General features: G+C 56.8%; 21 protein-coding genes. 9 read left to right on the top strand and 12 right to left on the bottom strand.

Features of this window, described 5'->3' with window-relative positions; genetic code table 11:
• Nucleotides 1-4: 4 nt before the first annotated feature.
• Complete coding sequence (locus GGQ73_RS05195; protein WP_183895065.1) at nucleotides 5-778, bottom strand: SDR family oxidoreductase; 774 nt, start codon at nucleotides 776-778, stop codon at nucleotides 5-7.
• Nucleotides 779-835: 57 nt separating this feature from the next.
• Complete coding sequence (locus GGQ73_RS05190) at nucleotides 836-1549, bottom strand: GntR family transcriptional regulator (protein WP_183894531.1); 714 nt, start codon at nucleotides 1547-1549, stop codon at nucleotides 836-838.
• 239 nt (nucleotides 1550-1788) lie between these two features.
• Here GGQ73_RS05190 and GGQ73_RS05185 point away from each other — a divergent pair, with 239 nt between their 5' ends.
• The 5 genes from GGQ73_RS05185 (at nucleotide 1789) to GGQ73_RS05165 (ending at nucleotide 6776) form a co-directional block, all read left to right on the top strand.
• A complete protein-coding gene (locus tag GGQ73_RS05185) occupies nucleotides 1789-2877 on the top strand; it encodes an ABC transporter ATP-binding protein (protein ID WP_183894529.1) in 1089 nt (362 codons plus the stop codon).
• A gap of 35 nt (nucleotides 2878-2912) precedes the next feature.
• Nucleotides 2913-4199 carry an ABC transporter substrate-binding protein gene (locus GGQ73_RS05180; RefSeq protein ID WP_183894527.1) on the top strand — a complete coding sequence of 429 codons (1287 nt, stop codon included), beginning with the start codon at nucleotides 2913-2915 and terminating at the stop codon, nucleotides 4197-4199.
• Nucleotides 4200-4287: 88 nt separating this feature from the next.
• Entirely contained in the window at nucleotides 4288-5199 is a 912-nt protein-coding gene (locus GGQ73_RS05175; RefSeq protein WP_183894525.1) for an ABC transporter permease, read from the top strand.
• 1 nt (nucleotide 5200) lies between these two features.
• A complete protein-coding gene (locus GGQ73_RS05170) occupies nucleotides 5201-6019 on the top strand; it encodes an ABC transporter permease (RefSeq protein WP_183894523.1) in 819 nt (272 codons plus the stop codon).
• A 10-nt stretch (nucleotides 6020-6029) separates the two neighbouring features.
• A complete protein-coding gene (locus GGQ73_RS05165; RefSeq protein ID WP_183894521.1) occupies nucleotides 6030-6776 on the top strand; it encodes an aspartate/glutamate racemase family protein in 747 nt (248 codons plus the stop codon).
• A gap of 95 nt (nucleotides 6777-6871) precedes the next feature.
• Here GGQ73_RS05165 and GGQ73_RS05160 read toward each other — a convergent pair whose 3' ends face one another.
• A complete protein-coding gene (locus GGQ73_RS05160; protein ID WP_183894519.1) occupies nucleotides 6872-7762 on the bottom strand; it encodes an SMP-30/gluconolactonase/LRE family protein in 891 nt (296 codons plus the stop codon).
• Between the two features lie 179 nt (nucleotides 7763-7941).
• Nucleotides 7942-10581 carry a PAS domain-containing protein gene (locus GGQ73_RS05155; protein WP_183894516.1) on the bottom strand — a complete coding sequence of 880 codons (2640 nt, stop codon included), beginning with the start codon at nucleotides 10579-10581 and terminating at the stop codon, nucleotides 7942-7944.
• 253 nt (nucleotides 10582-10834) lie between these two features.
• On the opposite strand from GGQ73_RS05155, the gene GGQ73_RS05150 reads away from it, so the two are divergent.
• From GGQ73_RS05150 to GGQ73_RS05140, 3 genes are all read left to right on the top strand, one after another.
• A complete protein-coding gene (locus GGQ73_RS05150; protein ID WP_174155955.1) occupies nucleotides 10835-11263 on the top strand; it encodes a DUF4112 domain-containing protein in 429 nt (142 codons plus the stop codon).
• Between the two features lie 83 nt (nucleotides 11264-11346).
• Nucleotides 11347-11589, top strand: a complete 243-nt coding sequence (locus GGQ73_RS05145; RefSeq protein WP_174155954.1) for a hypothetical protein — start codon at nucleotides 11347-11349, stop codon at nucleotides 11587-11589.
• A 104-nt stretch (nucleotides 11590-11693) separates the two neighbouring features.
• Nucleotides 11694-12512: an alpha/beta fold hydrolase gene (locus GGQ73_RS05140; protein ID WP_183894514.1), complete on the top strand. Its 819-nt coding sequence runs from the start codon at nucleotides 11694-11696 to the stop codon at nucleotides 12510-12512.
• A 74-nt stretch (nucleotides 12513-12586) separates the two neighbouring features.
• Here GGQ73_RS05140 and GGQ73_RS05135 read toward each other — a convergent pair whose 3' ends face one another.
• The 5 genes from GGQ73_RS05135 to GGQ73_RS05115 form a co-directional block, all read right to left on the bottom strand.
• Nucleotides 12587-13768, bottom strand: coding sequence for a M20 aminoacylase family protein (locus GGQ73_RS05135; protein ID WP_183894512.1), 1182 nt, complete (start codon nucleotides 13766-13768; stop codon nucleotides 12587-12589).
• Between the two features lie 74 nt (nucleotides 13769-13842).
• Entirely contained in the window at nucleotides 13843-14622 is a 780-nt protein-coding gene (locus GGQ73_RS05130) for an amino acid ABC transporter ATP-binding protein (RefSeq protein ID WP_174155951.1), read from the bottom strand.
• Nucleotides 14619-15551, bottom strand: coding sequence for an amino acid ABC transporter permease (locus GGQ73_RS05125; protein WP_174155950.1), 933 nt, complete (start codon nucleotides 15549-15551; stop codon nucleotides 14619-14621). Before GGQ73_RS05125 ends, GGQ73_RS05130 begins: the two co-directional genes overlap by 4 nt.
• On the bottom strand, nucleotides 15548-16435 hold the full coding sequence (locus GGQ73_RS05120; RefSeq protein ID WP_174155949.1) for an ABC transporter substrate-binding protein: 888 nt from the start codon (nucleotides 16433-16435) through the stop codon (nucleotides 15548-15550). The genes GGQ73_RS05125 and GGQ73_RS05120 overlap by 4 nt, the downstream gene beginning before the upstream one ends.
• Nucleotides 16436-16462: 27 nt before the next feature.
• Nucleotides 16463-17416, bottom strand: a complete 954-nt coding sequence (locus tag GGQ73_RS05115) for a substrate-binding domain-containing protein (protein WP_183894510.1) — start codon at nucleotides 17414-17416, stop codon at nucleotides 16463-16465.
• Between the two features lie 99 nt (nucleotides 17417-17515).
• Between GGQ73_RS05115 and GGQ73_RS05110 the strand changes: the two genes are divergently transcribed.
• Nucleotides 17516-18841: an aminotransferase-like domain-containing protein gene (locus GGQ73_RS05110; RefSeq protein ID WP_183894508.1), complete on the top strand. Its 1326-nt coding sequence runs from the start codon at nucleotides 17516-17518 to the stop codon at nucleotides 18839-18841.
• 26 nt (nucleotides 18842-18867) lie between these two features.
• Here GGQ73_RS05110 and GGQ73_RS05105 read toward each other — a convergent pair whose 3' ends face one another.
• Genes GGQ73_RS05105 through GGQ73_RS05095 form a run of 3 tightly spaced genes read right to left on the bottom strand, consistent with a single transcriptional unit; the run spans nucleotide 18868 to nucleotide 22365 of the window.
• Nucleotides 18868-20094 carry an amidohydrolase family protein gene (locus tag GGQ73_RS05105; RefSeq protein ID WP_183895061.1) on the bottom strand — a complete coding sequence of 409 codons (1227 nt, stop codon included), beginning with the start codon at nucleotides 20092-20094 and terminating at the stop codon, nucleotides 18868-18870.
• A 7-nt stretch (nucleotides 20095-20101) separates the two neighbouring features.
• Nucleotides 20102-21667: a gamma-glutamyltransferase family protein gene (locus GGQ73_RS05100; RefSeq protein WP_234910891.1), complete on the bottom strand. Its 1566-nt coding sequence runs from the start codon at nucleotides 21665-21667 to the stop codon at nucleotides 20102-20104.
• A gap of 8 nt (nucleotides 21668-21675) precedes the next feature.
• The gene (locus GGQ73_RS05095) at nucleotides 21676-22365 is read right to left on the bottom strand and encodes a GntR family transcriptional regulator (RefSeq protein ID WP_174155946.1); all 690 of its coding nucleotides are present in this window, start codon (nucleotides 22363-22365) and stop codon (nucleotides 21676-21678) included.
• Between the last annotated feature and the right edge of the window lie 81 nt (nucleotides 22366-22446).

Genomic DNA, 22446 nt, shown 5'->3' with positions numbered 1-22446 from the left:
CGGATCAGCCCCGGCCGACAAACGGCATTTTTGTCGCCATGACCGTCATCGTCAGCACATTGGCGTCTAGCGGCAGGCTTGCCATATAGACAACGGCGTTGGCAACATGGGTGGCATCTATGGTCGGTTCGACCATCACCTCACCGTTGGCCTGACGTACGCCGTTCGACATCCTTTTGGTCATATCGGTCGAAGCGTTGCCGATATCGATCTGGCCGCAGGCAATGTCGAAATCGCGTCCATCAAGTGCCAGAGATTTTGTTAGCCCGGTAATGGCATGCTTGGTCGCCGTGTAAGGCGCGGTGTTCGGTCGTGGTGTGGTCGCAGAAATGGAACCGTTATTGATGATGCGGCCACCGTATGGCTTCTGACTTTTCATCAGCCGGAACGCTTGCTGACTGCACAGAAATGCGCCGGTGAGATTGGCAGCCACGATGGCACTCCAATCCTCGAAAGTCTGATCTTCGATTGCAACACTGGGCACGTTGATGCCGGCATTGTTCACCAAGAGATCAAGCCGACCATACGTGTCCGAAATCGCATCGAACAAGGCGCGCACGGAAGATGGATTGCCGACATCGGCTGAAATGGCAAGGAAGTCTGCCCCGGTTTCAGCACCGAGTTCTGTAGCAGCACTTCTGATAACCTCTTCGCGTCGACCTGAGATGACGACCGTATATCCCGCAGCGCCCAATGCCTTTGCGATAGCCCGGCCAACGCCGGTTCCGCCACCCGTAACCAGCGCAATTTTTGCCTGCCCCGTCTCCAATGTCGTCATCATGCAATCAACCCTCCCAGTTCGTCGCAAACTCGCTGAGCATCTTGAACGATCAGCTTATGGGGACGCAAGAGCATCTTTAAGCCCAAGGCCCTGCCGGGGGTTCAGATCGAGATCCGCTTCGATGTGATCGATATGACGGATCATCAGGGCGCTGGCACTGTTTCCATCACCTTTTTCCAAAGCGTCCAGCATGGCCGAATGTTCCGAGTGCCCGCAGCTCGATATACCCGAGCGACCGTATAGGGCAATGACCAGCGAGGAGCGCGCCACGAGCTCGTCCATAAACTTCTGGAGAATGACGTTGCCCGCTACGGTCGCCAGCATGAGGTGAAAGTCACCTGAGGCCTTTATTTCGCCGCGCCGAGCGGTGGGGCCTCGCTCGTTCATGTAGCGCGCCTCCTCATCCAGCTGGCGGCGGAAATTCGCGATATCCGTAGACGTGATCCGCTCGATAGCGCAGGCAACGATCCCGGGTTCAATCAGCCGACGCGATGCAAAAATTTGCCGGGCTTCGTCTGGTGAGGGGTTTGACACGAAGGCGCCCCGGTTTCGCTCGGTCTTGACCAGTCCTTCGAAGGTCAACATCTGCAAGGCTGCACGCGCAACCGTGCGGCTGACATCAAACAGCGCACCGACTTCGTTTTCAGAAAGCTTCGTGCCCGGCGTCAGCCGTCGGTCGATGATGGCATTGCGCAAGGACTCGCGGATAGCCTGCGCCCGGTCCTCCTGGGACGTATCTGAGATAAAGAGTTTTTCGCTGATAGCCATCGCTTGGTCCAAACACCTCGTCTTTCTACCGCGATAAGCCACCCTATGCCAAGCAGATTGTTTTTTATCTCACTACAGGATTGCATACGATTTGCGCAATGGATCGAAAACGATCGCTTCATTTTTAATCGGACGTCGACACCGTATGTGACACCACCAAAACTAATCAAGTATTTTTAATGGTTTAGCGAAACTGGCACGATTGATGCTTCCCACTGCATGACGCAAGGGAGCGCCGGATGACCAAAGCTGCTGAAATCGATATCATATCCGTCTCGAAGATCTACGGTACGACCACCGCCGTTCATCCTATAAGCCTGAAGATACCGGCGGGCACCTATTGCTGCCTGCTCGGCCCGTCCGGCTGCGGCAAGACATCCACGCTTCGCATGATCGCTGGCCACGAAAGCATTACATCCGGCGATGTTAGGCTTGGTAATACGGTGGTGACCGACCTGCCGCCCGCCAAACGCGGCACGGCCATGATGTTCCAGTCCTACGCTCTGTTTCCGCATCTCGATCTCATCGACAACGTCGCCTTCAGCCTCAAAATGAAAGGTGTGGCCAAGGACGAACGTCGCGCAAAGGCGATGGAGATGTTGCAATTGATGCAACTCGAAGCCTACGCAACGCGTCGCCCCGCCCAACTGTCCGGCGGGCAACAACAGCGTGTCGCGCTGGCGCGTGCTCTCATCACAGATCCCGAAGCGCTGCTGCTCGACGAACCACTCTCGGCGCTCGACCCGTTCTTGAAGATCCGGATGCGTGCGGAACTGAAAAAACTCCAGACATCGCTCGGCATCACCTTCGTGCACGTGACCCATAGCCAGGAAGAGGCCATGGCACTTGCCGATGTCATGGTCATCATGAACGACGGACGCATCGAACAGGCCGCACATCCCCGCGTCATCTTCGAAAAGCCTGCCACTGCTTTTGTTGCCCGCTTCATGGGCGACCACAATGTCATCTCAGGGCGCATAACCGAGATCGTCGGAGATGCCTTGATGATTTCCGTGCCTGCGGGTGGAGAGTTTCTAGCCAGTGGCGACCGGGGAGAGTTGACCGATACAGCCGATATCGCCGTGCGCACCGATCATGTCCGGATCGGCCCTCCTCCAGAAAAAGGACTCGGCTTTACCGGGTCCATTACCAACATCGAATATCGGGGCTCGTCCGTCAAACTGTCTGTCACGGGCGCCGGTATCGATGATTTTACCGCCATTCTGACGGACACCGAATTCTTCGCCAATCCCGTCAAGGTTGGTGAAGCGATACCGCTTTGCTGGGCACGCGAGGACGCAATCGTTCTCGGGCGCCTGAAAAACTGATGCCCACCATAAAACCAAACAGAGGAGAACAGGCAATGACTGAAACCAAGAAAACAACGAGCATTTCAAGACGCACGCTCTTGAAGACGGCATCCGCCGCCGCGGGCCTTGCCGCGGGCTCCGGCGCCATCACCGGCTTCCCGACGATCTGGGCACAAAACCCCATCACGCTCCGCCAGTTCGGAACCGGTGTATCCAACCTCAACGCCATTGCCGAAAAGTGCAAGGCAGACCTCGGTATCACGCTGGAGATGACGGCGACAGATTCCGACGCGGCGGCCCAACGTGCAGTAACCCAGCCCAATTCCTACGATATTGCCGATATCGAATACTGGATTCTCAAGAAGGTCTACCCGGCAGGCGTCATCCAGCCGATGGATGTCAAGAAACTCAAATATTACGACAAGGTTGTGCCGCTGTTTAAAAACGGCAAGCTGAAGCCGGATAGCGTGATTGCCCAGGGCACGGCACCGCACACTGTGGGCTTCGTCGAAAAGCCCGGCACCAAAACGTTCGCAAAGAGCGAAACGGAATGGTTCACGATGATGCCGACGATCTACAATGCCGATACGCTCGGCATCCGGCCTGACCTGGTGGGCCGTGAGATATCGACATGGGCTGATATCATGGATCCCAAGTTTAAGGGAAAAACCTCTATTTTGAACATTCCGTCCATCGGCATCATGGATGCGGCAATGATCATGGAAGCCATGGGCAAGATCAAATATGCCGACAAGGGCAACATGACCAAGGAAGAGATCGACAAGACAATCGAATTCCTGATCGAAGCGAAACAGGCAGGCCAGTTCCGCGCGTTCTGGAAGTCGTTCGATGAGAGCGTCAATCTGATGGCATCGGGCGAGGTGGTTATCCAGTCCATGTGGTCACCGGCTGTTGCTGCCGTCCGCTCGAAAGGCATTGCCTGCAAATACCAGCCTCTGAAGGAAGGCTATCGCTCATGGGGCGGCGGGCTTGGTCTGGCCAAGCATCTCACCGGCGCGAAGCTGGATGCCGCCTATGAATACATCAACTGGTACACATCCGGTTGGGTCGGCGCCTATCTGAACCGTCAGGGCTACTATTCGGCAGCCATGGAGACGGCCAAGGAACACATGTCAGCTGACGAGTGGGGATACTGGATCGAAGGCAAGCCAGCACAGGGCGATATCGTCGCTCCCGATGGCAAGGTCATGGAAAAGGCCGGTGCAGTGCGCGATGGCGGTTCATTCGAAGAGCGGATGGGTCATGTTGCTTGCTGGAACTCGGTGATGGAGGAAGACCGCTATATGGTCCGTCGCTGGAACGAGTTCATCGCGGCGTAATCCACTGAAAGCATGGGAGGAGCCTGTCGCGGACGACCGGCCCCTCCTCTCCAGACATCGACGCATCGCGCGCTAAGAGGAAAAGATCATGGCGACTGTAACGTCCCCTGAAACCGAAAAGATCGGCGAAACCAACGCCAGAAACTTTCGCCTGTCGCCGGTGCTCGTGTCTTATCTGCAGGCCACACCTCTTGCTGTCATTCTCGGTGCCTTTCTGCTCCTGCCGATCCTCATGATCACCGTCGTCAGCTTCTGGGATTACGACTTCGCCCAGATGTATCCCGATTTTCTGACGATGAATTACGCGGAAACGCTGGGCTCGTGGGTGACGTGGAAAACCTATCTCAACACGCTGAAATATGCATTTCTGGTCTGGACCATTACGCTCGTCATCGGCTTTTGGGTGGCCTATTTCCTGGCGTTTCACATCCGCACCAGTGCGATGCAAATGGTGCTCTTTCTGGTCTGCACAGTGCCGTTTCTGACGTCGAACATCATCCGCATGATATCGTGGATACCAGTGCTGGGTCGCAACGGGCTGGTCAACTCAACGCTGATGAGCACGGGCGTCACGTCGCAACCCGTGGAATGGCTTCTCTACTCGGACTTTGCGGTGGTGCTTGCCATGGTTCATCTTTACACGCTTTTCATGGTCACGCCGATTTTCAACACGCTGATGCGCATCGACAAATCCCTGGTCGAGGCCGCGCGGGATGCGGGAGCCACCAGCTGGCAGACACTGACCAATGTCATTTTCCCCCTGGCAAAGCCCGGCATGGCGATCGGTACTATCTTCGTCGTCACACTTGTCATGGCTGATTTCTCGACGGTGCAGGTCATGTCCGGCGGGCAGAGCGCATCGGTTGCGCTGATGATGAAGAACCAGATGTCGCTTTTGCAATACCCCGCCGCAGCCGCCAACGCCGTGGTGCTGCTCGTTCTCGTCTTGATGATGGTTGCCGGCATTCTGCGCATCGTCGATATCCGCAAGGAGCTTTGAGATGCACAGCGATAAACGCGGCCGCGAGTTTTATATTCTGGCGATCTTCTTTGCCATCTTCGTGCTGTTTCTTTACGGCCCGTTGTCAGCAATCCTCATCCTTTCGTTCCAAGGGCCGAACGGGGGTCTCACATTCCCGTTGAACGGCGTATCGCTGCGCTGGTTTGCCAACCTCTTTGAAACCCAGGCGGTGGGAGACTTCGGTGGCTCCTTCAAGCGCTCTGCCACGCTTGGGATCATGGTGATGCTGGTAACGGTCGGCGTGTCCCTCCTTGCGGGTCTCGCCTTCCGCCGCCGGTTCATCGGCGCAACTGCGCTTTTCTATCTGGCGGTCGCAAGCCTCGTGGTGCCGTCCATCATCATTTCGCTCGGCATCGGCGTCGTCTTCCAGCAATTGGGGTTGGAGCCCTCCTGGTACACATCCGCTTTTGGCGCGCATCTGACCTGGACCCTGCCCTTTGGAGTCCTCATCATGTTTGCCGTTTTCAACCGCTTTTCCCCGGCCTACGAGGAAGCTGCCCGCGATCTGGGTGCGAGTTCATGGCAGACCTTCGCCCATGTCGTGTTGCCGATGATCGCGCCAAGCCTTATTGGCGTCGGTCTCTTCGGCTTTACACTGTCCTATGACGAATTTGCCCGCACATTGATGACGGCAGGCACCTTCAACACGCTCCCACTCGAAATCTACGGTATGACGACGAATGTGACAACGCCGGTGCTTTACGCCTTGGGCACAGTGACAACGGTTTTCTCTTTCCTCGTTATTGCCGCCACCCTCGGGCTCATCGTCCACCTCAACCGTCGCCGTTTGCGGTCATAAAGTGAAATCCATGCGCATTCTCATCGTCAATCCAAACACGACGGCCACCATGACCGCAACCATCGCGGATTCGGCTGTGAGGGTGGCGAGTACCGACACCACAATCAGCGCTGTCACATCCTCGATGGGACCGGTATCGATCGAGGGCTATTACGACGAAGTCTTCGCAGTACCTGGCCTGCTGATGGAAATAGCAAAGGGCGAGAAGGCAGGTGCGCAGGCCGCGATCATAGCGTGCTTCGACGATACCGGCTTGGATGCCGCCCGCGCTTTGGCCAATATTCCAGTCGTCGGCATCTGCGAGGCAGCCCTTGCCACAACCTCGTTTATTGCCCAGAGGTTCACCATCGTCACGACGATGGAGCGGTCGCGCCAACCACTGGAACACCTCGTCCATCGTTACGGAATGTCGGGCCGCTGCAATGTTCGTGCGGCAGATATTCCGGTGCTCTCGCTGGAACACCCCAGCTCTCACGCCCGCGACAAGCTGCGCCTAGAGATCAGAGCTGCGCTTACTGAGGATCGAGCCGAGGCGATCGTTCTTGGTTGCGCTGGCATGGCAGATCTGACCGCAGAGTTACGCAACGAATTCGACGTTCCCGTGATCGATGGTGTCGCCTGTGCCGTCAAACAGGCAGAAGCCTTGATAACGCTTGGCCTCACCACCGCAAAAAGTGGCGCCTACGCGTCACCTGTCTCCAAGCGATATACGGGACTGCTTGAGATGTTTGAGCCACAGCACATGGGCGGCAATTGATCGCTGCGGATATTCTCCACCAGTTCAACAATCCACCATCACGAGAAAAGATGCCAAGTCCGCGATCAGATCGGATTTGAGGCTTTGGCGCGAAGCTATTCGGGTTGAAAGAGAGGCTCGGCCAACCCCTGGAAAGGAAGATCAACGGCATAGACATCACCGCCGGGGCCGCTGCCGCCAGCCCGCAAGGACGTGATAAATGCCGTTTTGAGATCCTTACCGATAAAGCACATATTGGTGGCGTTTGGCACATCGACGCGGATTTCCGCATCGATGACACCGGCCGGCGTCATACGAAGGATGCGCCCGCTGTCGCTCGCGGCAATCCAATAGCAGCCATCGATATCCATGGCCGCGCCATCCGGGCGTCCTCCGAGCGTAGCATGATCGGCAAACAGGTGCCCTGCACCGATCTCTCCCGTCTCTGTATCGAAGTCATGCCGCATGACATGCGGATTGAGCGGGTTGGAGTCCGAAACATACATGGAAGAGCCGTCCGGGCTCCAGGCGAGACCGTTTTGAGTGCGAAAACGCCCGCCTTTTTCAACAATTTCAGCCCTTTGCCCAATGCTGAAAAGCGTGCCGAATGCACCCGGTGCGGACGTATCCGGCGCCATGGAGCCGGACCAGAAACGCCCTTGTCGATCGCAGGCCCCATCATTCATGCGCCAGCCGGGTTCGAGGTTCGGGCCACCGGCATAATCGAGCTGAACGGCGTCATCTTCCAAAGTCAACGTTGCAAACCCGCGTTCGGTAGATGCAATGAAACCGCCACCTGCCCGGATGGCGAGAGCGCCGATTTTGACCGGAAGATCGAACCGCTGCATGACACCATTCGGATAGGTCATACGATATAGGGCAAGACCGGGTGCATCGACCCACGTCACCCGCGACCGATCCGGCTCCCAGACGGGCGTTTCACCCGTAATACAGCCCGGTCGAGCGACCCTCTCGGCGACAAAAACCGGTCTATTCCTGCTTGCCATATGTTTTCAGCCTGATCTTGCTTGTGTTGCCACAAAGTTACGATACGGCGCTCGTTTGCTTTGTCAAACAACAGCGCCTTGCCATTTGCGGTACTCAAACCAACTTGATCGTCCATGTGTCGCGAGCTGCGGCTCTTTGAGGAAACAAGCACTTCAGGGACGCACCGACATCTTGAGACTCACTTGGCCTCCAGCGCAGATAATTCCGCTTCCGCCTCGTAGTGCAGCCCTTCAGGGCGGTAATCAATCTGCGACGCCCGTTGGCCGGCACCAAGGCCGATTTCGATCAACCGGGTACCGAACCCGCGTTGCTGCGGCGCGGTCACGAGCGGACCACCCTCTTCGGTCCACGTGAACCTCAGTGTTTTCGGGGTGTCCGGAGACGCCCCTTCGACGCTCCAGCTTATGTCCACGCGTCCCTCCGCAACAGAAAGGGCGCCATATTTCAAGGCATTGGTAGAGAGCTCGTGAAGGACAAGGGATAGCGCAAGCGAGGCTTGCGGACCAAGCAGAACATCTGGGCCTTTTGCGCTGATACGGTCGCTACCGGCATGGATGGATGTGGCAGATCTCACGAGTTCCGCCACAAGGGCAGCATCGCGATGACCCGTCAACAATGTTTCATGGGCCGTTGCCAGTGCATTGATGCGCGGCGCGAGCGTCCTCTGCGCCGACTTCACATCGGGTGCCGACCGCAACGTCTGACTCACGATGGACTGGACGATGGCCAGTGAATTTTTGAGCCGGTGAGAAAGCTCGCGGTTGAGCAGGGCGCGTCGTTCTTCTGCCTGCTTGCGATCCTCGACATCAATGACCAGAGCCAGCGTCGCCAGAATGCCACCGCTGTGGTCTCGAACAGGCGTGGTCGTCACTTCGTATCTGCGGTTTTCGCCCCGCTCGTTCTGATGTTCGATGAGGCGCTCGGCCTCCGCTGCATCAGGAACGAGCACTCCGAGCGAAAGAACTCCGCCTTTTGTCGTTACCTGTTGACCGAACATCTGTTCAAGCCGGGTGTTGAACGTCTCGTGACCATCGGCGTAAATGATGGATATTCCGATAGGCGCCTGCTGGACGACGGCCTCGAGAAGACCGCGCTCGACATGAAGCTGTTTCTGGCTTTCAAGCAGTTCCGCTTCTGCCTTTTGTAGCCGGGTCAGGTCCAGCATCGCGCCAATCATCCGGCGTGGGCGACCCTGTTCGTCTCGAATAACGTGGCCCCGATCAAAGACCGGCGCATAGGTGCCATCAGCCCGCTTGAAGCGATAGCCATCGGTCCATTCAGTGGCAGTCCCGTCGATGACGGCGTGTATCGAGTGATCGATCCTCTGACGGTCATCTGGGTGGATATGATCGATCCACCATGCACCCGTCGGCTCGACCCTATCCGGTTCATGGCCGTAGGCGGTGGTCAAAGCCTCGTTCCAAAGGACGAAATTGGTTTCGAAATCCCAGTCCCAAATTGCGTCGTTGGTCGCGCGACTGGCGAAGCGGTAACGCTCTTCCGCCTCGCGCAGGCGGCGTTGCGCCTCCCCTGCCCGCGTAATATCTCTGACAGTACCGATGAAGCGAAGCGCGTTCGTACCGTGGAAGAAGGTTTTGCCCTTTGCGGCGACCCATCGCTCCACACCATCGACCAATCCGATCGTACGATATTCCACATCGAAAATGCCGTCGCCCTGCGGGTCTATCGCAGCCTTGACGGCTTCATGCGTCCGCTCCTGGTCATCCGGGTGCAGGCCCGTCAAAAAAGTCTGATAGTCGACGTCGGCATCTGGCGGCAACCCAAACAATGTGCGGCACCGATCATCCCACACCAGAGTGTCTGCGACGAGGTCGTAATCGAATGTCCCCATCTCCGTCACGTCAAGAGCAAGCTCCAGCGTTTCCTGCGCTTTACGCAACTTCTCTTCGACTTGCCTGCGCGCGGTGATGTCACGCGTAACGCCTATGAACCCGACCGGGCGACCACTATCATCGAATTGAAAATCGCCTTTTCGTGCGATCCAGCGGATTTCCCCCGTGTCGGCTTTTCGAATTCGATATTCCACATCGGTCGGAGCTTCACCTGTCCGTCGGTTCTCCTCGTGAGAGACCAGCATGTCATCCATGGGGATCACAAGGCTTTCCAGCTCCTGTGCCGGGCGCTCATCCAGATGTTCAAGGCCGAATGTGCGCGAAAATTCCTGCGTTCCCTTGACCATGTTGGTCGCGATATCGAGCGTGAAAAGGCCCACGCCGCCAGCTCTCTGGGCCGCGGCTAGCTTTTCAGAGACTTCCTGATACTGCGCCTGGTTCTCTATCCGCTCGGCAAGCATGCGCGTGCGGTCCGTGGCCAACTTGCGCAGTTCCAGCTGCATGATGACCTGACGCGCAAGCGCTTCAAGTCCGCCTCGCTGCGGTTCCGTCAGGCCCTGAGGTCGCGGTATGTGATCCAGCACGCACAAAGTGCCCAGCGTATGCCCGTTCGATGTGATGAGCGGTGCGCCTGCGTAGAATCGAATGTGCGGCGCATCCACGACCAAAGGGTTGTTTGCCGTACGCGGGTCTTTGGTCAGATCAGGCACTTCGAGGATTTGGGTCATGCCCAACACATGACGACACACGGAGCTTTCAAGGTTCGTCTGGCAGGGATCGAAACCCTTGCGTGCCTTGAACCATTGCCGGTCGCTGTCGACGAAACTCACGAGGGCTACTGGCGCATCACACAACAGCGTGGCAAGGCCAACGATATCGTCGAAGCCAGCTTCGGGCGGCGTATCCAGTATGCCGTAGGATTGCAGCTCAGCGAGGCGCGGATCGTTCGTTTCGTGACGTGTCAAATTCGGCATCCGCTCTGGATTGCCGCGGCGGCGATCCCCTCATTGATACATGTAGTCTATGAAATGCATTCGGGAAAGAGAAGTTGCGCGCTGCGCGATAAACTTGGCACACAATACAAAAGGGCACACTGCATGTTTGCCAACGCGATCAGTGATGCGACAGGGACAATCGTCAACACCAAGACTTGAACAGCGGCATCGGCGTCCCCATTCATGTAGAGGGATATTTTACCGTTTGCTGATGGAGCACATCATGGCCGAAAAAACATGGAATGCCAGCCACGCCGGTGGTGATAACGCACATGAGTTCGTTGACACTGCAGTACGACTGCGTCGGCTGCGGCGACTCTCGGGCGTTGCCCGTCTGATGGACACAGCCATCGGCATTCCTGGAACCCGCCTTCGCTTTGGTGCAGATTCCATCTTGGGCCTCGTGCCTCTCGTTGGAGACGGCGCAGGCGCGCTGGTCGGCCTTTACATCGTAAACGAAGCACGCCGCCTTGGTATTCCGCCAGAAAAACTGGCCCGCATGGTTGGTAACGTTGCTCTAGATTCCATGGTTGGCAGCGTCCCGCTGCTGGGCGACATCTTCGACCTCTATTTCAAGTCCCACCGTCGCAATGTCGATATGATTTTCGATCATTTCGGCGTTGATCGGGACGACCCGCACCGCAAGACGTGATTCACCCGATCATCGTCGCGCATTTCACATAACGCTCATGAAACAATGCGACCTTGCCGCCGCACAACGAGCGGAGACACGAAATGCGCGAAGGCAAACTGCGAGAAATCGAAAAAATAGCCGAGACCATCAAGGGTCTGGCGGAGCCCGGCATGAAACCAAAAGCTCTGATCGATGCGGTGAAAAACCAACACCCGCAGGCGACAAAGAAGGAAATCGCGCGCGCGGCGTTTCTCAGCGTCATTCTGACTGCAGAATATGACCCCGAAGATACGCAAGCATTGCATGACCTCGCGATGGAAACGCGCGACGGCGATCAAGACTGATTGATCCATTTATCATTGTATTCAAAGATATTTGGTTCTCCGTAGGAACCTGTCGCGTCGCAAACACCTTTACCGCCCAGCATCGACAACGGGAGTTTGACAAGATGGCATATGTAGAAGCAAAAGACGGTACGCAGTTACACGTCAAGGACATGGGTCACGGTAACCCCGTTATTCTCATCCACGGCTGGCCGCTGACAGGCGATATGTTCGAGTACCAGACCGTGGCGCTCCTTGAAGCGGGGTTCCGTGTCATCACCTATGACAGGCGCGGATTTGGCCAGTCCGGCCATCCGGCAAGCGGTTACGATTATGACACCTTCGCTGATGACCTCTCGGCTGTTATCGACAGTCTGGACGTGCAAAACGTTTCACTCGTCGGATTTTCCATGGGTGGTGGCGAAATCGCGCGGTATCTGTCCAGACACGGTGCGTCCAAAGTCTCCAAAGCCGTTCTCGTGGCGTCCGTCGCCGGTTACCTGCTGAAAGATGAGACAAACCCCTATGGCGTGGACGGCAGCGTCTTCGAGGATATGAAAAAAGACATCCGAAAGGACCGCTTTGCGTTCCTTCAGAGCTTCGCAAAGACATTCTATGGTGTTGGCTTCGTGACCAGCCCTGTGAGCCAGGGCATTCTTGACTGGTCCTTCGTTCTGGGTGTCATGGCAAGTCCCAAGGCGACGGTAGAGTGCGTGGATGCCTTCGGAAAAACCGACTTCAGACCTGATTTTTCGGCGTTTACCGTACCAACACTGGTGATCCACGGCACTGGCGACAAGACGGTGCCAATCGAGCCATCTGGGCGCGCAGCCGCCAACGGCATTTCAGGCGCAAAACTCATCGAATATGAAGGCGAACCCCATGGCCTGTTCGCTACCGTTCCCGACAGACTCAACCAGGATCTCATCGACTTTCTGAGATGATGTTCAAGGCGCACCGATGGCAATCGGTGCGCTTTTTGTCTTGTAAGCAGCGCGCCGGCACCTCAGCCAGACAATCAAGCCTGGAGAAACCGCTCCGCGAGTCTTGCCCACATCGCAGCGCCCACAGTCAGACTACCATCAGCAAAATCATATTTCGAACTGTGCAATGTCGACGAATTGACGCCATTGCCGAGGCGTAGGAATGTCCCTGGCTTGTGTTCGAGAAAATAGGCGAAGTCTTCGCTGCCCGGGATCAGATTGCAGGTTGAAACGTTTTCGGCGCCGACCAGTTCTTCGGCAACGGTACGGGCGAACACGGTTTCAGCTTCCGAATTCACAACGACCGGGTAGCCGTGTTCATAGTCGATGTCGATCGTAGCCCCGAACCCTTCCACAATCGCGTCCGCTAGTTTTGTGATCCGCGCTTGCAGCACGTCACGGATGCCGGGCTTGAAGCAGCGCACGCTCAGCGCGAGCTTGGCATATTCGGGAATGACGTTGACGGCCTCTCCAGCGTGAATGGTGCCAACCGTCACCACGGCTGTCTGCGTCGGATCGATGTTGCGTGACACCACGGTCTGGAGCGCAACGACAAGATTGCAGGCGATGACGACAGGATCGATCGTCAGATGCGGTCGAGACGCGTGGCCTCCCTTGCCTTTAATCGTCATCTTCACCGTATCGGACGAGGCCATCATTGGGCCCGACCGCAACAGAAATGCTCCTTCCGCGGCACCGGGGTGATTGTGCAGACCGAAGATCGCGTCGATGGGAAACCGGTCGAACAGGCCGTCGGCGATCATCTGCTGCGCGCCACTCGGCTTTCCATTTTCCTCGGCGGGCTGAAAGATCAGCGTGACCGTTCCGTCGAAATGGCGTGTCTTGGCCAGGTACTCTGCGGCGCCCAGCAGCACTGCCGTGTGGCCATCGTGGCCGCAGGCATGCATCTTTCCGGGTGTCTTGCTGGCATAGGGCAATCCTGTCTCTTCCAGAATCGGCAGCGCATCCATATCCGCGCGAATGCCAATGCTCTTTTTACCGCTACCGTTCGTCAGACATGCAACGACGCCGTGGCCACCGACATTGCGGGTGACCTCATAACCCCAGGCTTCCAGCTTTTCGGCAACGAAGCGCGCGGTTTCCGTTTCCTCCCGCGACAGTTCAGGGTGGGCGTGAAGGTACTGGCGCGTTTCTTTCATGTCCGCTTCCATCGGTTCGAGATCGGAAACACGGGCATATCTGTTATCGTTGAGCATGACATTCCTCCAATATCTGGAAAAAGAGCGGCAGTCGAAAGACCGACGAAGTTGCGGGGAATTGGGGCGCAAACCTAAAGGAAGCGGGATAGAAAAGTCTTTGTGCGCTCGTGTTGCGGGTTGCCGATCACCTCTTCCGGACTGCCCATTTCCACGATGTGGCCGCCATCCATAAAAACAACCCGGTCCGCCGCCTCGCGCGCGAAGCTGATTTCGTGCGTAACCACGATCATCGTGAGACCCTGACGGGCCAGATCACGCATGGTGTTCAACACTTCACCCACCAGCTCGGGATCGAGTGCCGAGGTTGGTTCGTCAAACAGCATCAGCTTGGGTCTGATGGCAAGTGCGCGAGCGATTGCAACACGCTGCTGCTGGCCACCTGAAAGCTGGCGCGGATAGTTTTCTGCCTTATCAGAAAGTCCGACCCGTTCCAGAAGCTGCATGGCATGTTGGATCGCAGCAGCCCTTGTCTCGCCATGTACGCCCACCGGCGCCTCGATGATATTTTCAAGCACTGTCAGATGCGGATAGAGGTTGAAGCTCTGAAATACCATTCCAATCTTGCGGCGCTGTGCAGCAATGGCATTTGCCGACAGCTTGACCAACCGGTTGCGCTGCATGCGATAGCCGATCTGGTCACCATCCACATCGATCGATCCTTGATTGATGGATTCAAGGTGATTGATGCAGCGCAGGAAAGTCGACTTCCCGGAACCGGAAGGACCGAGAATGGCGACGACTTCGCCCGGCACGACATCGAGATCGATGCCTTTCAGCACTTCCAGCTGGTCATAGGACTTGTGAACATTGCGCGCCCTGACGAGCGGCTCTCTGGTGTCTGCTGCGATCAATGGCTGGCCTCCTCGATAATCGCCGGTGCGGCGGGCTTGGCGGCGGGGTCACTGCGACGGTCACCACGGCTATAATACCGCTCGATATAGGCTTGTCCCACATTGAGAACGGAGGTGATCAACAGATACCAGATGACCGCAACCAGCAGCATCGGGATGATTTCAAAGGTCCGGTTGTAGATCGACTGAACCGAATAGAGCAGATCGGCCATGGCAATGACGCTGACCAGCGACGTCGCCTTGATCATGCTGATCAACTGGTTGCCGGTGGGAGGTACGATGGAGCGCATGGCTTGCGGGATGATGATGCGGCGAAGAGCGCGCGCCCGCGTCATGCCGAAGGCTTCGGCTGTCTCGGCCTGCCCACGATCCACGGACAACAGCCCACCACGAATGATTTCTGCCATATAGGCCGCTTCGTTGAGCGCCAGGCCGACGATGGCCGCCGTCATCGGTGTGATCACCGAATTGGTATCCCAACTCGCCAAGGTTGGGCCGAACGGGATTGCGATGGAAAGTTCTGGAAACAAGGTCGACATATTGTACCAGAAGATGAGCTGGACGAGCAGCGGCGTTCCCCGGAAAAACCAGATGAAAAGCGACGCAAAAGAGCTTGCCAGACCATCGGTGGACATGCGCGCAATCGCCAGCAACAGTCCCAACATAACACCGATGATCATGGCAACCACGGTCAAGCCGAGGCTTACATAAAGGCCCTGAATAACGGTGGGGTCGAAGAAATAGGCGGCGACGATCGACCAGCCGAAATTTTCGTTGTTGGCGACGATCCAGACAAAATTGACCACGACGAGCGCAATGATGGCCCATAGCGCGAAGCGGTCATAGCGAAACGGAGTGTGAGCGTTTGCCACATCTCTCTCGGACCCATCGCCGGATAACGACACGCTGGTTCTGGCGTCCATGATCATTTTGGCAGCGCCCCACCGAGATTGATGCCGGGCTCTTTCAGCATATTGTTTTCAAGACCCCACTTTTTCATGATCGTGGCATAGGTTCCGTTGTCCATGAGAACTTTGACACCATCGCGCAGCACGGCTGCGAGCGGCGAGCCCTTGGGAACGACTGCACCCTGATAGAGGCTATCGAAGCCGTTTTTCTCACCGACGCCTGTGAGTTCCAACTGACCGTTCGCCTGGCTGACAAAATAGGTCAGCGGTGCCTGTGACGAGAAAAACGCATCGGAACGTTTGGAGCGGACAGCAAGGATTGAGCTTGGCTGGTCGGTAAAGGACTGCACTTCGATAGGCTTGCCATCGGCGCTGCATTTTTTATTCTGTTCCTGAATGACCCGTTCGGCTGAACCGCCCGCCATCACCGCGATGCGATGGCCACATGCCGTATCAAGCGAAACGATGCCTTTGGGGTTGCCCTTTTGAACCGCGAACACGACGAATTCCTGCACCCAGTCGACAAAATCATTGGATTCCTCGCGACTTTTGAAATCGCCGATTGGCCCGAATGCAAACTGGTACCGGCCTGAATTGACGCCGGAAAGAAGGGCTGGCAGGCCGCCCACTGTCGCATGATGGATCTTGACACCGAGGATCTGGCCAAGCGCCTCTGTCAGATCGGCGCTGGCGCCGGTCATCTGCGTACCAGTCACGATTTCATAGGGCGGAAACGAGCCATTGTTGACGGATATCATCTCGCCAGCGGTCCGAATTTTTTCCGGCAGACGCGCATGCAGCGCCTCATCCTTTTTCTGGGCCGGAATTGCTGCGTCCTGAGCAAGGCTCATCGTTACAGACAGTAGACCCGCAAGCACAGTCGATGTCACCATTTTGATTGTCATTTCGGCATTCCCCTTGTTTATCGATATCTATGCAAATTTCGGAAAGAGATCGGCGGGCGACAGGCGCCGAGGCAGAATTTTCTGCTCGTATAGCTCTTCTGCGAAATCAGAAATCATTGCCTCATTCGCGGCCATCCCGCTCTTGTTCCAGCCCGTTGGCAGATCAGCAGCGCAGCGGCTCAATTCATCGATCATCCATGGCGTCGTATCGGCATATTTTTCACGTTTCGCCAACCAGATACGCTGGGACTCGTCGATCATATGGCTGAGTTCATCCATGACCCATGGATTGTCCACAACGATGCCCGCCTTGATCCCGATCAGATGCATGCCCGGGACATAACCGACATCGTTTAGATAAGCGATTTCGGACGCGCGATAATCGGCCAGCACCTGACGGAACGGCGATGCCTTGTCAAAAAAACCTTCTGGCATAAAGGGCGTAAAAATCGCGTCAAGGCCGCCCTCACGAAGAAGCTCCACCATCGGGCGCTCTGCGGGGACAGCCTCAATCCGCCCTTGTCGACAAAAGCCATCGAGCCGGTCGGTAATCGGATGCGCTTCGGTCAGGCGACCTGCATACCACATGGCGTCTTCCACGCCGACACCTTCGCGACGAACCGCCGCGCGCGTCCACGTGTTGCCAGAATCCCGCCAGCCCGTAACGCCGATTTTTTTACCTGCCAGATCACTCAAACGGTGAACTGAACTCTCTTTCGTCGTGATGATACAGCGGTGACGAAAACCCCGCATGATGAAATTCGGCAGGCCGATGACATGATCCTCGCCATCATGGCGCATCTGCGCATAACGGCTGAACGACATTTCGGCGGCATCGTGGCGCTCGTCGGTCGCAAGGTTGGAGACCAGCGTACCAACGCGGTCCACTTCGACCTTAAGGCGGAAAGACGAAACATCGCCCAGAACCAGCGGCGTCATATAGTCCCAGTCACGCAATGCGAGACGAATTTTCAACGGCATTTTCAAGCTCACGGTTTCTTTCACCAGACCGAAATTAAATGTTCATTTGATAGATCACAAATGTTATTTTGTTATTGAACATTTAAAGGTGACTGAAAAATGAGCGACATCATTTCTGCTGCTTGGTTTGCTGAAAAAATAACCAATCGCACGAAACGCGGAATAGCGATGGAAACCAGTGCCTTGGTGCGCGCTGGTGTCCTTCCTTTGGGCGTTCGCTTACCGGCCATTCGCGATATTGCCTATGAACTCGGCGTAAGTCCTGCCACGGTTTCAGAAGCATGGAGTGAGCTGCGTCAACAGAAAATCATCACCGGGCGGGGGCGAAACGGTACGTGGGTATGCGGCGAGCGCTTTGTTGCCAAGCCGGAACGGCTCGCAAGTTCCGGCAACTACGGAGCAGGCTCTATCGACCTGACACTCGCGGTTCCCGATCCTGCGCTCCTTCCTGAACTGGCCCAGGCAATGGCGCACGGGGCATCGGCAACGGGAACCAACAGTTATGAGCGCAGCCGGATCGTGCCCGAATTACGGGAAGCCGCCGAAAAAACATGGCCCTATGCAGCCGAGGCATTTTTGGCCACGAACGGCGGATACAACGCGATTTACACCCTCTTGCACGCACTGGTGCGACCAGGCTCTGCGGTGGCGATCGAACACCCTACCGCGATGCGACTGCTGGATATCCTTGAGGATATCGGCGTGGTTATCCTGCCTGTTCAATGCGATGAACAAGGCCCCCTGCCATGGTCGCTGCAGGAGGCGATGGCGCACCGGCCAGCGGCCTTTCTCTTTCAGCCGAGAATTCACTCCGTCACCGGCAGGTCAGTGAGTGTAGAACGCTTCGGCGCTCTTGGCGACATTCTGGAAGGGTCCGGCACGTTGATCGTGGAGGATGACGGAACGGCCGATCTTTCGCCCGACGCGCCACGGTCACTGGGAGGGCGGTTTCCTGACAGGACGATCCACATCGTATCCTATTCCAAAACGCTGAGCCCAGATCTGCGGCTGGCGATTTTATCCAGCACAGCCGAAATCATCGGGCAGATCCAGTCATACAGAAGCTTCAGTTCGGGCTGGACCAGCCGCATCTTGCAAGGCGCGACCGCATGGTTGTTGAACCAGCCATCGACATGGGAGACAATTGCGCGCGCCCGCGAGCACTATCGTGAGCGCTGCACCGGGCTTGCAGCTGCCCTTCGAGCACGGGGCGTCAATGTCGAGAATGGGAGTGGCCTTGCACTATGGATTCCCGTTGAGTCCGAGCCCTTTGCTCTGGTGACGTTGGCTGCCAGGCGGATCGCGGTTAATCCAGGCTCGAAATTTTCAATCCTGCCCAGCCACCATATACGCGTGGCGACTAGCATGTTAACGGATCAGCGTGACGCTGTTGCCGATGCGATTGCCTTGGCTCACAAGCTTTAAGCCGACAGACCGCAAACCCAGCGCCTTCACACTTCAAAGATCTCAGGAAGAGCGCGGACGAAGGTCTTTTTACCCCCCTTCCACCCGGCAAGCGTCGGCGCGATAGATCGGATTGCGGTTCGATGATCATGAGCGTCAAGAATGACGATATCGGCAGGGGCACCCACGACCAAACCGTAATCAGCCCGCATGAGAGCCGAGGCGCGTGCGCTCACCATGGCAAAGACATCGTCGATATCCTGATCACGGGAAAGCTGTGCGATATTGGCGTAAAGATTTGCCATGCGTGCCAGTGACGTGTCACCAAATGGGGTGAAGGGGTTGAGAATGTTGTTTGTGGCGATGGCTGCCTGTACCCCGTCGGCCAGAAACAGATGCGCGGGCGTGACGCCACGCGGAATGTTCGACTGACGATCTCGCCCCATCAAGAAAAGATCCGTCGCGGGCAGAACCGTGACGGCAATGCCGGCAGCGGCGATGTTGCGTGCGATGACCGAACGCGCCACCGGATCGAGCGCAGAAAGGTTGGTGACATGGCCGACCGTCACGCGGCCACCGTAGTTGTGCGCGTGTGTCGCTTCGATAACGGCTGGCAAGTCGGTCTTTGCCGGATCGAGGCTGAAATCCAGGTGAAAATCCACATCCACGTTATGTTTTTTGGCCAGCGCAAAAATCCGTCTTATGTGCTCATCCGGTCGCGGATCGGTATAGGGACAACCGCCGATAAGATCGGCACCGGTGCGCAATGCCTCGTCCAGCATCTGCTCCGTTTCAGGCTCCTGCGTCAGGCCTTCCTGGGCAAAGGCACAAATCTGGATATCAATCGCGAACGAGAACCGCTCTCGAACGCGCTTTATAGCCTCGAATGAGCGCATGCCGGCGCGAGGGTCGATCTCTACAAAACTCCGCATGCGCGTCGTGCCGTGAACGATGGCCTGGCGGACGACGGACGACGCGCGGTCGAAAACATCTTCTTCGGAAAATCCGCTTTTGGCTTTTGCCGTTTCGCGCACAGCTTCTTCCAATGTCCCGGCGCAGATTGTGCAGCGTTCCAGAATGCAAGCCTTGTCGAGATGGACATGCGCGTCAACGAAGCCGGGAAATGCAACATGTCCTTCTACATGTTCCTCAGCGACGGCATCGCACCTCATATGGGCGCCAATTGCCGCGATGCGGCCACCCTTGACCGCGATATCCACGGGACGCGGCTTGTCGATCAGTTGCGCATTTCGAAAAACGAGATCAAACACCATTTCAGCCTCAAATACCGATTGCACAGCCGTCGCTGCGGGGATCATGCGCGCCATCGATCCTGCCATCACCGTCCATTCGGATCGCTCCCGCCTGCCCGGCCAGCGCATTGAGCGCAGGTATGGCGATGGTTTCATGGCCCATCGCATGCAATGTCGCGATGATATCGGCGCCCACGGACGCCTCTATTTTGAGATTGTCTCTGACATCGGAAAAGGTTCGCCCGAGCAAAAACCGGGGTGTGGAGAGTGCAGAAAGCGGATCGAAACCATGGTCGATCAACCGGCTCAACAGCAACGCCAATGTCTGCGGCTGTCCATCCGCGCCTTGGGTGCCATACAGAAGATGCGGCTTGCCGTCTTTCAAGCCGATGCCGGGGTTGAGCGTATAGAACGGCCTTTTCCCCGGTGCCAGACCGTTCGGGCTCACAGGATCGACACTGAACGCTGCGCCGCGATTTTGCCAAAGGATGCCCGTGTCCTCCAGCAATACGCCACTTCCCCAATCATAATAGGTGCTTTGCAAGACACTGGCGCATCGTCCTTCGTTATCGACAGCCGCAAGGTAAACCGTATCGCCGGTTTGATGAACAGCAGGCCAGGGCTGGGCAATTCCACGGTCGATTGCTGCGGCCTTGCGCGAAAGAACGGCTTCGCTCAACCAGTCACAGCAAGCCTGCGCCACGAAATCCGGGTCGGCAATCGCGCCTCGTTCAAGAAAGGCCTGCTTCACCGCTTCGATGCAAAGATGATAGAACTGCGCAGATGACGGATCGATATCGGCCATATCGAAATTCGACAGGACGCCCATGATGCAAAGCGTCGTTACCCCTTGAGATGGTGGCGGTGGCGCCAGAAGTTCGATGCCGCGATAGACCGTAGACACGGGATCGACCATCTGCGCGGTCGTCCTTTGCAGGTCGTGCAAACGGATCGGGCTGCCCGCGGCCTCCAGACCGTTTGCAATGCGTCGGGCGAGCTTGCCATCGTAAAATTCGCGGTGCCCGTAAAGGGCGATCCGTTGCAAGGTCGATGCCAATTGTGGCTGACGCTGAATGCCTTCGGTGACAAAATGAGCCTCGAAACCCGGCCAGCCGGTAATTTCATTGGCCCGAAATTCATGCCAATGCTTCTGCGACCGGCTGACCGGAAAACCATCCTCAGCCAGCTCAATCGCGTCGGCCAGCAGCGTCGCCAAACTCTCCAATCCTTGCCAATTCTCGCAAGAATACTGCAAGGCTTTTCCCCAACTGTCGACCAAGGCCGCCGTTGTCAGTGCAGATAACGGTCCGCGTTGCGGTATCGCGTCTAAGACAGGGAGATGCTGCGCCGCCTGACCTACCCCCATGATCGTCTTTCGCCGACCGGTCCTGTCCGCCACGATCCATATCGCGTCGCCGCCCAGCCCGCAAAAATGCGGATAGAGAACGGTGAGCGCCGCCCCCGCCGCAATCACCGCCTCGATCGCCGTGCCGCCCCGACGCAAGACCTTCGCACCCGCTTCACTCGCCACGTCGTGCGGAGACGTGACCATGCCGTTGTTCGAGCGGGCCACGGAATGTCCAGACTGACGCATGGATGCTCCTAATCGGCCAGCGACATATAGCGGCTGAGAATTGCGGTTATGTCCAAACCATGATCCTTGTCGTCCACCGTGGCTCTATCCTCAACCGCATGCAGGTGATGATCCATGATGCTGACAGCAGCTTCCGGATCTTGGTTTTTCAATGCCTCGATCAACTGGATATGCTCATCAATGCCGCATTCGGCAGAATGTGGACGACCAAAACGGGCGAGAATCAATGAGGAGCGCGAAACGACCTGGCTGATGAAATCAATCAGCAGCTTGGAGCCCGTCAACTCGGCAAGAAGAATGTGAAACTCGCCTGCCAAACGGATAGACCGTGGAGATGATGCCTGTAGCGCGCGCTCTTCCTCACGCACGTGGCTGACGAGGGCATCAATCCCATCTCTCGGCATGCGCATGCACAGGCGGCTGATAACCTCACGCTCAAGACAGCGCCTCAGGGCAAAAACCTCTTGCGCCTCTTCCAGGGCGGGCATCGCAACCGCCGCGCCTCGATTGGGCTTGATCTCAACCAGACCATCGGAAGCGAGACGCAGAAGTGCATTACGAGCACTTGTCCGGCTGACACCAAACGTGTCGCCGATGGAATCCTCAGGCAGCTTCGTTCCTGGCTTCAAAGCCTGCTCAAGAATGGCGCGACGCAGAGACACATAGATCGCATCGCTTCTGCTGAGGTTTATCGACATCCATCCGGTCCAGCGCATCATTGCAACAAATTGCTGTTTGACACAGATATCGCATGTAATCCACGAAAATTATTGCATGCA

Origin of the sequence: Rhizobium skierniewicense, from assembly GCF_014196515.1 — a bacterium.
Lineage (GTDB): Bacteria > Pseudomonadota > Alphaproteobacteria > Rhizobiales > Rhizobiaceae > Agrobacterium > Agrobacterium skierniewicense.
Note: the sequence above shows the minus strand (reverse complement) of the source record. Positions and strands in the feature narration are given on the sequence as shown.

Excerpts from the sequence above, each read along its gene's own strand:
- GGQ73_RS05195 (WP_183895065.1), bottom strand. The coding sequence starts at position 778 with ATGACGACATTGGAGACGGGGCAGGCAAAAATTGCGCTGGTTACGGGT.
- GGQ73_RS05190 (WP_183894531.1), bottom strand. The coding sequence starts at position 1,549 with ATGGCTATCAGCGAAAAACTCTTTATCTCAGATACGTCCCAGGAGGAC.
- GGQ73_RS05185 (WP_183894529.1), top strand. The coding sequence starts at position 1,789 with ATGACCAAAGCTGCTGAAATCGATATCATATCCGTCTCGAAGATCTAC.
- GGQ73_RS05180 (WP_183894527.1), top strand. The coding sequence starts at position 2,913 with ATGACTGAAACCAAGAAAACAACGAGCATTTCAAGACGCACGCTCTTG.
- GGQ73_RS05175 (WP_183894525.1), top strand. The coding sequence starts at position 4,288 with ATGGCGACTGTAACGTCCCCTGAAACCGAAAAGATCGGCGAAACCAAC.
- GGQ73_RS05170 (WP_183894523.1), top strand. The coding sequence starts at position 5,201 with ATGCACAGCGATAAACGCGGCCGCGAGTTTTATATTCTGGCGATCTTC.
- GGQ73_RS05165 (WP_183894521.1), top strand. The coding sequence starts at position 6,030 with ATGCGCATTCTCATCGTCAATCCAAACACGACGGCCACCATGACCGCA.
- GGQ73_RS05160 (WP_183894519.1), bottom strand. The coding sequence starts at position 7,762 with ATGGCAAGCAGGAATAGACCGGTTTTTGTCGCCGAGAGGGTCGCTCGA.
- GGQ73_RS05150 (WP_174155955.1), top strand. The coding sequence starts at position 10,835 with ATGGCCGAAAAAACATGGAATGCCAGCCACGCCGGTGGTGATAACGCA.
- GGQ73_RS05145 (WP_174155954.1), top strand. The coding sequence starts at position 11,347 with ATGCGCGAAGGCAAACTGCGAGAAATCGAAAAAATAGCCGAGACCATC.
- GGQ73_RS05140 (WP_183894514.1), top strand. The coding sequence starts at position 11,694 with ATGGCATATGTAGAAGCAAAAGACGGTACGCAGTTACACGTCAAGGAC.
- GGQ73_RS05135 (WP_183894512.1), bottom strand. The coding sequence starts at position 13,768 with ATGCTCAACGATAACAGATATGCCCGTGTTTCCGATCTCGAACCGATG.
- GGQ73_RS05125 (WP_174155950.1), bottom strand. The coding sequence starts at position 15,551 with ATGATCATGGACGCCAGAACCAGCGTGTCGTTATCCGGCGATGGGTCC.
- GGQ73_RS05120 (WP_174155949.1), bottom strand. The coding sequence starts at position 16,435 with ATGACAATCAAAATGGTGACATCGACTGTGCTTGCGGGTCTACTGTCT.
- GGQ73_RS05115 (WP_183894510.1), bottom strand. The coding sequence starts at position 17,416 with ATGCCGTTGAAAATTCGTCTCGCATTGCGTGACTGGGACTATATGACG.
- GGQ73_RS05110 (WP_183894508.1), top strand. The coding sequence starts at position 17,516 with ATGAGCGACATCATTTCTGCTGCTTGGTTTGCTGAAAAAATAACCAAT.
- GGQ73_RS05105 (WP_183895061.1), bottom strand. The coding sequence starts at position 20,094 with ATGGTGTTTGATCTCGTTTTTCGAAATGCGCAACTGATCGACAAGCCG.
- GGQ73_RS05100 (WP_234910891.1), bottom strand. The coding sequence starts at position 21,667 with ATGCGTCAGTCTGGACATTCCGTGGCCCGCTCGAACAACGGCATGGTC.
- GGQ73_RS05095 (WP_174155946.1), bottom strand. The coding sequence starts at position 22,365 with ATGTCGATAAACCTCAGCAGAAGCGATGCGATCTATGTGTCTCTGCGT.